The organism is Mycobacterium asiaticum, from assembly GCF_001673635.1.
Classification (GTDB): Bacteria; Actinomycetota; Actinomycetes; order Mycobacteriales; family Mycobacteriaceae; genus Mycobacterium; species Mycobacterium asiaticum_C.
Map to the genome: position 1 here is coordinate 493,642 of NZ_LZMH01000069.1, position 11,502 is coordinate 505,143.

An 11,502-nucleotide genomic window follows, 5' to 3' on the forward strand; every position below is an offset into this window, starting at 1 on the left:
GACCAGATGGGCCTCGAGATCGTCGCCACGCGCGAAAGCCGCATCCGCACAGGCGAATGCGGCTTTCGCATCGTTAGACGAACAGGGCATTGAACGGCGCGAACGGCACGTTGCGCACCACAAACCAGGCCAGCACCAGCGACAGCGTCACCACCGAAGCCCAGCGACTGTGTTGCCAGCTGCCGATTCGCCGACCCACCACCCGCCCGTATGTCCAGGCCAGGTAGGCCCACAGGAGCAGCACGAGCGCCGCCAGGCCAAGCGCGTTAAACCTGGCGGCCGCCAACACATTGCCGTGCAACAAGCTGTAGATCATGCGCAGGCTGCCACAGCCCGGGCAATCGATGCCCAGCAACGCTTTGGTGGGGCAGACCGGCAGTGGGCCGTGCGGGGTTGTCGGGTCACCCAGCCAAATGCCGACGCACGCTGCCGCTGCGGTTGCGGCCACAATCAGTGGCGCACCCAGCTTCACGGGCGCCGACCCTTGGCGGGTCACCATGGGATCAGCCCAGATTCAGGTAATCGAAAGCGACCATCGCCGTGTTCACGTCGGTGTTCATCGCACCGACCGCAATCAAGATGCCGTAGATGACGGCAACGACGATGCCGGCGATCACCGAGTACTTGACGAACTTCTTCGCGCTGTCCGCTGCGGCCTGGGCCTCGGCGTACTGACCCTGCGCCCACAGACCACTGACCTGGGTGGACTTGACGATCGCCACGACTCCGAGCGGAAGACAGCAGAATAGCGTCGCCAGGATCGACCAGACCAGGTAGTTGTCCGGCTGCTGCCCCGCCGGCGGCTGCTGCGGCGGGTAACCGGGCGGTGGTGGTTGTGTCATGGATTCTCCTGCTCGAAGAAGTTAGCTGGCGTGAAACGAGGCTTACCATACCGGAGACCCGACCCAACAGCACTACCAATCTGAAATTGGTGCTGGGCGGCTTTTCCCGTTTCGCTCCGGGGCCCGCCGGCATGGGTGGACGGTCAGTTGTGTCACTGAGAAACTGTTGCTCTGCAATGGATTTGGCCCCTGGTACCCGGGCCAGCGGATATCCGCGATGCAGAGCTGCGACCGGCACCTGTTCTCCGGTGCGCCAGCGAAATACACTGCGGAGATGTCTCACCGCAAAACTGTGCTGCGCGCCGCGGCGGCCGCAGCGCTGATGGGCGGCTTGGCCTACACCGGTACGGCCACCGCGGACGCCGATCCCAACGACACCCTGGCCGCGGCATTGTCCAAGGGCTACTCGTTGAGCAACTGCACCGTCAAGGATCCACCCCCGGGGGTGGCCGCCGCTATCAACTGCGGACAGAACGCCGACCCGGCCGGCCCCGTCAAGGCGACCTATTTGCTGTACAACAACTCCAACGATCTCAGCGCCGGTTTCACCGCCAGCATCAAGGACGAAGCCCTCACCGCGTGCGGTGACAGCGGCCAGTCACCGACCACTTGGCACCAGGGCAACGGCGGCACCGCGGGGCAGGTGGCCTGTGGCATCTACCAGGATGCCGCCGAGATCATCTGGACCACCGATGCCAAAAATTTGCTGAGCTACATCCGGGCACCCAACGCCGACGTGCCGGCGCTTTATCAGTGGTGGAAAACCAACGGCTGAACAATCGGTCCGGCCAATAGGGGTCGCGAAAAATACCGCTGAAGAATTCTTTGCGAAAAATATTGCGTGGTACAAAGATGGCCCTACGATTCTATGAGCAAAGTATGTCTTGCTGCCGATCCGCGCCGTCCCAATCACAAGGAGCTACCAATGAGTCACCTCTCGCACGCGCTGCGTGGTATTACCACCGCCGCGCTCCTCAGTAGTTTCGCCTGCGTCGGCGCCGCCACCGCGTCCGCGGACCCGAGCGACACGCTAACCTCAACACTCTCGAAGGGCTACAGCTCCAGCAACTGCTCCTCGCAACCGGTTTCGGAAGTGCAGTCGGCATTTCCCACCGTCCAGGCCGTGCTGCAGTGCGGGCAGAACTCGGACAGCACCGGGCCCGCATCGGCAAAGTACTTCCAATTTCCCAATAGCGCCGACCTGGCCAGCGCCTTCACCAAGCTGATCGGCAGCGACGAGCTGACCAACTGCGGGGACGCCAAGTCGCCGACCACATGGCACCAGGGCAGCTCGACCGAGTCGGCCGGGCAGGTCGCTTGCGGCACCGATAGCGGTAAAGCCGAAGTCATCTGGACCACCGACGCCAAGAACGTGCTCGCCTTCGTTCGCGCAGCCGACGGCAACACCGGCGCGCTCTACCAGTGGTGGCGCACCAACGGCTGAGCCCTACAACTCGGCCAGGATCAAGTCGGCGACCGCGCGCATGCCCGCACCGTTGGGGTGCAGCGGAGCCGGCCGAAACGGCAGCGGCACACCAGGTTTGGTGGTCCACGGCCGCTCTGACCACGCATGATGATCGCGGCTGGCCGCCGCGGCGCGCACGACTTCGCAGTCGGTCGCCGCGGCGGCTTCGGCCGTTAGTCGCTCCAGCGTCGCAGCCACTCGCCGACCCAACTCGGCGTGCCCGCGGTCCAGCGGCGGCGCGGCCTGGTCTGCGGGCGGCAGGATGGTCAGGTAATCGACGAACAGCACCCGGGCCTGCGGTGCACGCTGCCGGACCGCGCGACCCACCTCGCAGAGCGAGCCGAAAACCTCGGTCAGAGCATCCTCGCGCGCGTCGGCGTCGAGCAGTTCACCGGTGAGCCCGCCCAATAGGCGCCGCGCCAGCGCCGGCAATGACGCAGCCGTCAGCAACGGAACGTAGCCCACGTCGTTGCCGCCGATGGTGATGGTGACCAGCGTTTCTGATCCGTTCAGCGCGGTGATCTGGGGTGCCCTGCCGTGCTGACGATCGGTGAGGACGTGGGCGGTGGTGGCGCCGGAATAGGTGACGTCGGTCAGGTCCAGACCGGCGCGCTCGGCGACCAGATGCGGGTAATTGCGAGCGGATCTGCCCGCCCGCCACGGTGCGCCCGCCGCGCGCGGCCGGATGCCGGGACCCGCCGCCATCGAACTACCCAGCGCGACATAGCGTCCCATCAGCGAGAGGGACTGGACGCCTGCGCCCAGAAGCGCTTCGGGATGCGCCCGGCCCGCCGGGCCAGGTATCCGGCGGTGACCGCGGCCGCCATCGCGGCAGCCATGGCGGGCGGGTCGGCCGCGCGGGTGACCGCGGTGGCCAACAGCACGGCGTCACAACCCAATTCCATGGCCAGTGCGGCATCGCTGGCCGTGCCGATACCGGCATCCAGCACCACCGGAACCTCGGCGCGCGCCACGATCATCTCGATGTTGTGCGGGTTGGTGATTCCCAGTCCCGTGCCGATCGGCGCGCCCAGCGGCATCACCGCGGCGCAGCCGGCGTCCTCCAACCGTCGCGCCAGCGCTGGGTCGTCGTTGGTGTAGGGCAGCACCACGAACCCGTCATCCACCAGTTGTTCGGCAGCTTTGACCAATTCCACAGCGTCGGGCAGCAGGGTGCGTTCGTCGGCGATCACTTCGAGCTTGACCCAATTGGTGCTCAACGCCTCCCGGGCCAGTTGCGCCGTCAACACCGCCTCGGCGGCGCTGCGGCAGCCGGCGGTGTTGGGCAGCGGCGTGATGCCGAGCCGGTTCAGCAGGTCGAGCAACCCGGTACCGCCCTCGGCGTCGACGCGGCGGATCGCCACGGTGGTCAGCTCGGTACCCGAGGCAACCAGCGCCTCCTCGAGCACCGCCAGGTTGGTCGCTCCCCCGGTGCCCATGATGAGCCGGGAGGCGAAGCTGCGGTCGGCGATAGTGAGTTTCGAATCAGCCACCCTGCACCGCCGTCACTATCTCGAGTTGTGCTCCATCGGAAAGCGTTGTGGCCCAATCGGACCGCGGCAACACGGTGGCGTCCAGCGCCACCGCGATGCCGCGATTCGGAAAACCCATCGACTGCAGCAGCGTCGCTACGGTCGTCTGGTCGTCCACCTCGACCCGCTGCTCGTTCACCACCACGATCACGAGGACACTCCCACCGGAATCAGTTCGGACACAATCTGCTCGGCGGTCCACGGCGCCAGCAGGAATCCCGATCGGCCGTGGCCGGTGGCCACCAGCGTCCGCTCGTCCAGTCGCTGCACGATCGGCAGGTTGTCCGGAGTCATCGGGCGCAGCCCGGCGGCGCACTCGGCCAGTTCGTATTCGCCGAGCGCCGGCAACACCGCGCACGCGTCGTCGAGCAGGTCACGTATCCCCGACACCACCGGCGCGGTGTCGCGGCCGTGTTCGTACTGGGTGGCGCCGACCACCACACCGTCCGCGCGCGGGACCAGGTACACCTGCCGCCCGTGCACCCGCGCCCGAACCACTCGTTGCGGCAACGGCATACAGCCTTTTCGCCAGCGCAGCCGCAGCACCTCGCCCTTGACCGCCCGCACCGGCAGTCCCGGCCACAGACTCGGTGCGTCGATCCCGTTGGCGATCACTACCGTGTCGCCTTGCGCCGCGGCGATGTCGCGCACCGGCGGGGCGGACCGCACGCCGAGTCGGTCGCACTCGCGGCTCAACCCGGCCAGGACGCCGCGATTGTCCACCGCCAGCTCCGTGGGCGCCCGGAATCCTTGCCGAATGCCTTGCGCCAGCAGTGGTTCCACATCACGGGCGGCACTCTCCCACGCCACCGGATGACCCTGCCCACACAACCAGTCCGCCACGGTGTGCAGGTCGGCGACGTCGGCCCGGTCGACCCCCACCACCAGGGACTCGTGCGCCGTCACCACCTGCGGGTCCAGGCCGTCGAGGAAACCGCCCTCGCGCCACAGGCGCAGTGATTCCAGGCCCAGCCGCAGCAGGCCCTCTTCGCCGGGCCAGCCCTCGCTGTGCGGGGCCAGCATGCCGCCGGCGACCCAGGAGGCGCCCTGGTCGTCTCGACGGTGCAGGGTCACCGACAGGCCGGCCTGCGCGGCCCGACGGGCCACCGCCAGGCCGATGACGCCGCCGCCGATGACGGCCAACGAGTTCGGCATCGTTCGCTCCCTTCGCCGGCATGATCCGGATCAGGTGTGACGGTCAGGGCAGGTCCTCAACAAGAGGGTGTGCCCACTCTCAGCCCCGCTGGTCCCGGGACTCCCGTGTGTCTATGTGTGTTCCTCCCGGTCCACGCTAGCGCGCTAACGTCGCGGTGTGCAGCCTCCCCTAGCCCGCCTTGCCGCAGCACGGCTTTATCTGTGCACCGATGCCCGGCGGGAGCGCGGTGATTTGGCCGAGTTCGCCGACGCCGCGCTGGCCGGTGGGGTCGACATCATCCAGTTGCGCGACAAGGGTTCGGCCGGTGAGCAGCGGTTCGGCCCGCTGGAGGCGCTCGATGAGTTGGCGGCCTGCGAGATTCTGGCGGACGCCGCCCGCAGGCACGGCGCCCTGTTCGCGGTGAACGACCGCGCCGACATCGCCCGGGCGGCCGGCGCCGACGTGCTGCACCTGGGCCAAAACGACCTGCCGCTGCCCGTCGCGCGGGACATCGTGGGTCCGGACACCGTGCTGGGCCTGTCCAGTCACGACCGGGACCAGGCGGCGCGGGCGGCCGCCGCCGAAGCCGACTACTTCTGCGTCGGGCCGTGCTGGCCCACCCCCACCAAGCCGGGGCGGCCGGCGCCCGGCCTGGACCTGGTACGTGCCGCCGCCGCGCTGGGCACCGAAAAGCCCTGGTTCGCGATCGGGGGCATCGACACCTCGCGGCTGCCGGAGGTGCTCGAAGCCGGGGCCCGGCGCGTGGTCGTGGTGCGTGCGATCACGGCGGCCAAGGATCCCCGGGCGGCGGCGGCCGAACTCAGTTCGGCGCTTGCAACAGTGCGCTGATGTGCTGGCTGAGCTCCGACGCCTCCTGGTCGACGGCGCCCGGCATGCACCAGTAGAACTTCGTGCCGTGCTCGACGGTGCGGGGCACGTCGTCGTGCTCGGCCACGGTGACCGCCGTGGTGCGCAGGCGCTCCCAGCTGGCCGCGAATCCGGGATGCAGAGGCAGGCCGGCGACTTCGTCCTCACCGACCCAGCGCAGTTCCGCGCTTTCCCCGTTGGGCACGGTGTCCAGCATCTCGTCGGCGTCGGCGACGACGGTCGTGTAGCTCCAGCGGGCGCCGCCCATCCCCGCGACCTCGGCGGTGACCAGGGTCGCCCGCACGGTGACCCGCTGCGCGTCCAGCCCCGCCTCTTCGTGGGCTTCGCGCACCGCGGTCTGCTCGGGAGTCTCATGGCTGTCCCGCGCACCGCCGGGCAACCCCCAGGTTCCGCCCTGGTGGCTCCACACCGCCCGGTGCTGCAGCAGGACCGCCGGGGTGCCGTCCGGTCGGGGGGCCCGCAACAACAGCCCGGCCGCGCCGAATCTGCCCCAGTAATGCGCGCCGCGCTTGGAGATCACCCATCCGTCGCCGTCGCCCCGCACGGATTCAGGATATGCAGCTTCCAAGAGTCGGCGTGCTGAACCCGCGGGCAATTGGCTCCGCCTCCCCCCATCCGTCGGCTCTTGCTCTTAGAATTTGCTTATACGGGTTCGTAAAATGGCCGAAAGATGAGGGCTGAGCAAACGTGACGGTTGAGCTGGCGCACCCGTCGACCGAGCCACTGGGATCGCGCTCGCCCGCCGAACCGGCTCATCCGCGCTGGTGGTTCATCTCTACGACGCCCGGCCGGATCCTGACCATCGGAATCGTGCTGGCCGCGTTGGGCGTCTCGAGCGCCTTCGCCACCTCGACCACCATCAACCACCGACAGCAGGTGCTGACCACGGTGCTCGAGCACACCGAGCCGTTGTCGTTCGCGGCCGGACAGCTTTACACGGCGCTGTCGGTAGCCGATGCCGCCGCGGCCACCGCGTTCATCGCCCAGGCCGAACCGCGGGCGGTCCGGCTCCGCTACGAGCAGGCCATCACCGACGCCTCGGTGGCGGTGACCCGGGCCTCCAGCGGGTTGACCGACGAATCGCTGGTGCAGCTGCTCGGCCAGATCAACGCGGAACTGGCCGTGTACACCGGGCTGGTGGAGATAGCCCGCACCAACAACCGAGCGGGCAACCCGGTGGGTTCGTCGTATCTGTCGGAGGCCTCAGGCCTGATGCAGAACACGATCCTGCCCAACGCGCAGCGGCTTTACCAGGCGACGTCGGCGCGGGTGGACAGCGAGACCACGGCATCCACCCAGATCCCGGCTCCGGTGATCCTCGTCGTGGCCACCACCGTGGTGTTCGGCGCCTTCTCCCATCGCTGGCTGGCCCGGCGCACCCGGCGTCGCATCAACCCCGGCCTGGTGGTGGGTGGTCTCGGTATCCTCATCATGGTGGTGTGGGTGGGGACGGCGCTGACGATCTCGACGACGGCCAGCCGTAGTGCGAAGGACACCGCGGCCGAGTCGTTGAAGACCGTTACGAATCTGGCCATCACCGCCCAGCAGGCGCGCGCGGACGAGACACTGTCGTTGATCCGGCGCGGCGACGAAGAGGTGCGCAAGCAGGCCTTCTACCAGCGCATCGACGCCATGCACCGCCAGCTGGACGCCTACATGGCCCGCGACGACGCGGTCGACAAGCCCGATCTGCAGGGCGCCGGGCAGCTGCTGATCCGCTGGCAGCAGGCCAACGACCGGATCAACGCCTTCATCTCGGTCGGCAACTACCGCGCGGCCACCCAGGTGGCCCTCGGCAAGGGCGAGGACGACTCCACCCCGGCGTTCGACAAGCTCGACGAAGCGCTGACCAAGACCATCGAGCAAAGCCGCAACCATCTGCGTAACGACGTGCTGAACGCCAAGCGCGGACTGGCCGGGGCACAGGTCGGCGCCGTGGTGCTCAGCCTCGGTGCCGCGATTGCGGTCGCCCTGGGCCTGTGGCCCCGGCTGAAAGAGTATCGGTGATGAAGCGGGCGTCCCGACTCCGGCGGGCCGCCGGGTTGCTCGGCGTCGCGGCCCTGCTGGCCGGTTGCGGCCACTCCGAACCGCTCAAGGCCGAGGTGACGCCGACGCTGCCGCAGCCGACCCCGGTCGGCATGGAGGTGCTGCCGGTCGAGGCGCCGCTGCCGGCCAACACCACCGGACAGGACTGTAATCCCACCGCGAGCCTGCGCCCGTTCCCGAACAAGGCCGACGCCGACGCCGCGGTCGCCAACATCCGCAGCCGCGGCCGGCTGATCGTCGGCCTCGACATCGGCAGCAATCTGTTCAGCTTCCGCGACCCCATCACCGGTGAGATCACCGGATTCGACGTCGACATCGCCGGCGAGGTGGCCCGGGACATCTTCGGCGGCCCCAACCATGTCGAATACCGCATTCTGTCGGCCGACGAACGCATCACGGCTCTGCAGCGATCGCAGGTCGACGTCGTGGTCAAGACCATGACCATCACCTGCGAACGCCGCAAGCTGGTGAACTTCTCCACCGTCTACCTCGACGCCAACCAGCGCATCCTGGCCCCGCGCGACTCGAGCATCGCGAAGGTGGCCGACCTGTCCGGCAAGCGCGTGTGCGTGGCGCGCGGCACCACCTCGCTGCAACGGATCCGCGAAATCGCACCGCCGGCGATCATCGTCTCGGTGGTGAATTGGGCGGACTGCCTGGTGGCGATGCAGCAGCGCCAGATCGACGCGGTGAGCACCGACGACTCGATCCTGGCCGGGCTGGTGGAGGAGGATCCGTACCTACACATCGTCGGTCCGAACATGGCCACCCAGCCGTACGGCATCGGGATCAACCTGGACAACACCGGGCTGGTCCGGTTCGTCAACGGCACCCTGGAACGCATCCGCACCGACGGGACCTGGAACACGTTGTACCGCAAGTGGTTGACGGTGCTCGGGCCCGCGCCGCTACCGCCGCAGCCGAGGTATCTGGACTGATGGCCAAACCCCCCAAAGCGGATCAGCAGAACGAACTGACCCCGACCGAACAGGACGACTCGGCCGGCGGCCAGGCGGCCGACGTGCAGACCGGCGCGACGGCGACCACGGGCAGCCGACCGCAGGCCACGCAGGCGCTGTTCCGGCCGGATTTCGACGACGAGGACGACGACGACTTCTCCATCTCGCTGGGCAACCTCGAAACCCAGCCGCAGGAGCGGATGCCGGGGGCGACGAGAGCGCTTCCCGCGGTCCGGCGCCTCGGTGGTGGCCTGGTAGAGATCCCGCGGGTTCCCGACATCGACCCGCTCAAGGCCCTGATGACCAATCCGGTTGTGCCGGAATCGAAACGGTTTTGCTGGAATTGCGGCCGGCCGGTCGGCCGGTCGACCGCCGACAAGGGCACCAAAGGATCTAAAGAGGGCTGGTGCCCGTACTGCGGCAGTCCGTATTCCTTTGTGCCGCAGCTCAGTCCGGGTGACCTGATCGCCAACCAGTACGAGGTCAAGGGCTGCATCGCACACGGCGGCCTGGGCTGGGTGTATCTCGCCGTGGACCACAACGTCAACGACCGTCCGGTCGTGCTCAAAGGCCTGGTGCACTCCGGCGACGCGGAGGCGCAGGCCATCGCGATGGCCGAACGGCAGTTCCTGGCCGAGGTCGTGCACCCCTCGATCGTGCAGATCTTCAATTTCGTCGAACACAACGACAAGCACGGTGACCCGGTCGGGTACATCGTCATGGAGTACATCGGCGGGCAGTCGCTCAAGCGCGGTAAGGGCGAAAAGTTGCGGGTTGCCGAAGCGATCGCCTACATCCTGGAGATCCTGCCCGCGCTGAGCTATCTGCATTCCATCGGTTTGGTCTACAACGACCTGAAGCCGGAGAACATCATGCTCACCGAGGAGCAGCTGAAGCTCATCGACCTGGGCGCTGTGTCGCGGATCAACTCGTTCGGCTACCTCTACGGCACGCCCGGCTACCAGGCGCCCGAGATCGTGCGCACCGGCCCGACGGTCGCCACCGACATCTACACCGTGGGACGCACGCTGGCGGCGTTGACGCTGGATCTGCGGACCCGCAACGGCCGCTACGTCGACGGGCTGCCCGACAGCGACCCGGTGCTGGCCAAGTACGACTCCTTCGGCCGGTTGCTGCGCCGCGCCATAGACCCCGATCCGCGTCGGCGCTTCCGCAGCGCCGAGGAGATGTCCGCGCAGTTGATGGGCGTGCTGCGTGAGGTGGTCGCCCAGGACACCGGCGTCTCCCGGCCCGGCCTGTCCACCGTCTTCAGTCCCAGCCGTTCCACCTTCGGGGTGGACCTGCTGGTCGCCCACACCGACGTGTACCTGGACGGCCAGGTGCATTCGGAGAAGCTGACCGCCAAGGAGATCGTGACCGCACTGTCGGTACCGCTGGTGGATCCGGCCGACGTGGCCGCACCGGTGTTGCAGGCGACGGTGCTCTCCCAGCCGGTGCAGACGCTGGATTCGTTGCGGGCGGCGCGGCACGGATCGTTGGACGCCGAAGGCCTGGACCTGTCGGAGTCCGTCGAGCTGCCGCTGATGGAAGTGCGCGCACTGCTCGATCTGGGCGACGTCAGCAAGGCAACCCGCAAGCTCGACGACCTCGCCGAGCGCGTCGGCTGGCAGTGGCGGTTGATCTGGTACAAGGCCGTGGCCGAGTTGCTCACCGGCGACTACGACTCTGCCATCAAGCATTTCACCGAAGTGCTGGACACCTTCCCCGGCGAACTGGCGCCGAAACTGGCGCTGGCCGCCACCGCCGAGCTGGCCGGCAAGACCGACGAGCAAAACTTCTACCAGACGGTCTGGAACACCAACGACGGAGTGATCTCGGCGGCTTTCGGGTTGGCCAGAGCCCGTTCCGCACAAGGCGATCGCGAGGGTGCGGTGCAGACCCTGGACGAAGTACCGCCCACCTCAAGGCATTTCACCACTGCGCGGCTGACCAGCGCGGTGACCCTGCTGTCCGGCCGCTCGCAGAGCGAGATCACCGAGGAGCAGATCCGCGACGCCGCCCGGCGGGTGGAGGCGCTGCCACCGACCGAGCCCCGGGTGTTGCAGATCCGCGCCCTGGTGCTGGGCGGGGCGATGGACTGGCTGCAGGACAACCAAAATAAAGCCAGCACCAACCACATTCTGGGTTTCCCGTTCACCGACCACGGCCTGCGGCTCGGTGTCGAGGCGTCGCTGCGCAAGCTGGCCCGGGTCGCCCCGACCCAGCGGCACCGCTACACGCTGGTCGACATGGCCAACCAGGTACGGCCCACCAGCACGTTCTAGGTCAGGGTGCGGGCGGGGCGTCCGGCGGAATGGCCCCGTTGCAGCCGCCGGGTGGCGGCGGTCCGGGCATCGGCTCGTCGCCGCCGACGCAGTCGTAATAGAACTGCGGGCCGACCATCCAGGTCTTCATCCACTGGTGCCAAAACGACCCGTCGGGGTATTTCTCGCCGTCGCACACGGCCAATTGGCCCCATCCCCAACGGCCGCCTGGGCACCAACCCTTGGTCATGTCCGGCTGGTGTGGGTCCGGCGGATCTGCGACGGCAACCGCTGGAGAGAACACAAACGCCGCTGCACAACCCAATATCGCTGCGCCGCGGCGACCGAGTTTGAACTTCATTTCGACTCCT

At 67.9% G+C, this 11,502-nt stretch carries 14 protein-coding genes; 6 read left to right on the top strand and 8 right to left on the bottom strand.

Going from position 1 to position 11,502, the window contains the following annotated elements; all coding sequences use genetic code 11:
• Positions 1-73 precede the first annotated feature (73 nt).
• Positions 74-499 (bottom strand): DUF2752 domain-containing protein, encoded by a 426-nt coding sequence (locus tag A5645_RS21160; RefSeq protein ID WP_065034480.1) that lies wholly within the window; start codon positions 497-499, stop codon positions 74-76.
• A 4-nt stretch (positions 500-503) separates the two neighbouring features.
• Complete coding sequence (locus A5645_RS21165; RefSeq protein WP_036351981.1) at positions 504-842, bottom strand: CD225/dispanin family protein; 339 nt, start codon at positions 840-842, stop codon at positions 504-506.
• A 274-nt stretch (positions 843-1,116) separates the two neighbouring features.
• On the opposite strand from A5645_RS21165, the gene A5645_RS21170 reads away from it, so the two are divergent.
• Positions 1,117-1,617 carry a serine/threonine protein kinase gene (locus A5645_RS21170; RefSeq protein ID WP_065130927.1) on the top strand — a complete coding sequence of 167 codons (501 nt, stop codon included), beginning with the start codon at positions 1,117-1,119 and terminating at the stop codon, positions 1,615-1,617.
• 150 nt (positions 1,618-1,767) lie between these two features.
• The gene (locus A5645_RS21175; protein WP_065034479.1) at positions 1,768-2,286 is read left to right on the top strand and encodes a hypothetical protein; all 519 of its coding nucleotides are present in this window, start codon (positions 1,768-1,770) and stop codon (positions 2,284-2,286) included.
• 3 nt (positions 2,287-2,289) lie between these two features.
• On the opposite strand, the gene A5645_RS21180 is transcribed toward A5645_RS21175, so the two are convergent.
• Genes A5645_RS21180 through thiO form a run of 4 tightly spaced genes read right to left on the bottom strand, consistent with a single transcriptional unit; the run spans position 2,290 to position 4,994 of the window.
• Complete coding sequence (locus tag A5645_RS21180) at positions 2,290-3,042, bottom strand: SGNH/GDSL hydrolase family protein (protein WP_065130881.1); 753 nt, start codon at positions 3,040-3,042, stop codon at positions 2,290-2,292.
• Entirely contained in the window at positions 3,042-3,800 is a 759-nt protein-coding gene (locus A5645_RS21185; protein ID WP_065034477.1) for a thiazole synthase, read from the bottom strand. The genes A5645_RS21180 and A5645_RS21185 overlap by 1 nt, the downstream gene beginning before the upstream one ends.
• On the bottom strand, positions 3,793-3,990 hold the full coding sequence (gene thiS / locus A5645_RS21190; RefSeq protein ID WP_065034476.1) for a sulfur carrier protein ThiS: 198 nt from the start codon (positions 3,988-3,990) through the stop codon (positions 3,793-3,795). The genes A5645_RS21185 and thiS overlap by 8 nt, the downstream gene beginning before the upstream one ends.
• A complete protein-coding gene (thiO, locus tag A5645_RS21195) occupies positions 3,987-4,994 on the bottom strand; it encodes a glycine oxidase ThiO (RefSeq protein ID WP_065130928.1) in 1,008 nt (335 codons plus the stop codon). The genes thiS and thiO overlap by 4 nt, the downstream gene beginning before the upstream one ends.
• Positions 4,995-5,151: 157 nt before the next feature.
• Between thiO and thiE the strand changes: the two genes are divergently transcribed.
• Complete coding sequence (thiE, locus tag A5645_RS21200; RefSeq protein WP_065130882.1) at positions 5,152-5,823, top strand: thiamine phosphate synthase; 672 nt, start codon at positions 5,152-5,154, stop codon at positions 5,821-5,823.
• Here the strand turns inward: thiE and A5645_RS21205 are convergent.
• Entirely contained in the window at positions 5,795-6,406 is a 612-nt protein-coding gene (locus tag A5645_RS21205) for an NUDIX hydrolase (RefSeq protein WP_065034474.1), read from the bottom strand. The genes thiE and A5645_RS21205 overlap by 29 nt on opposite strands.
• A gap of 143 nt (positions 6,407-6,549) precedes the next feature.
• Here A5645_RS21205 and glnX point away from each other — a divergent pair, with 143 nt between their 5' ends.
• The 3 genes from glnX to A5645_RS21220 are packed head-to-tail and all read left to right on the top strand — an operon-like array spanning position 6,550 to position 11,152.
• Positions 6,550-7,869, top strand: coding sequence for a protein kinase G-activating protein GlnX (glnX, locus tag A5645_RS21210; RefSeq protein WP_065034473.1), 1,320 nt, complete (start codon positions 6,550-6,552; stop codon positions 7,867-7,869).
• A complete protein-coding gene (locus A5645_RS21215) occupies positions 7,869-8,846 on the top strand; it encodes a glutamate ABC transporter substrate-binding protein (RefSeq protein ID WP_065034472.1) in 978 nt (325 codons plus the stop codon). Before glnX ends, A5645_RS21215 begins: the two co-directional genes overlap by 1 nt.
• Complete coding sequence (locus tag A5645_RS21220; RefSeq protein ID WP_065130883.1) at positions 8,846-11,152, top strand: serine/threonine-protein kinase PknG; 2,307 nt, start codon at positions 8,846-8,848, stop codon at positions 11,150-11,152. Before A5645_RS21215 ends, A5645_RS21220 begins: the two co-directional genes overlap by 1 nt.
• A gap of 1 nt (position 11,153) precedes the next feature.
• On the opposite strand, the gene A5645_RS21225 is transcribed toward A5645_RS21220, so the two are convergent.
• Positions 11,154-11,492, bottom strand: coding sequence for a hypothetical protein (locus tag A5645_RS21225; protein WP_065130884.1), 339 nt, complete (start codon positions 11,490-11,492; stop codon positions 11,154-11,156).
• Between the last annotated feature and the right edge of the window lie 10 nt (positions 11,493-11,502).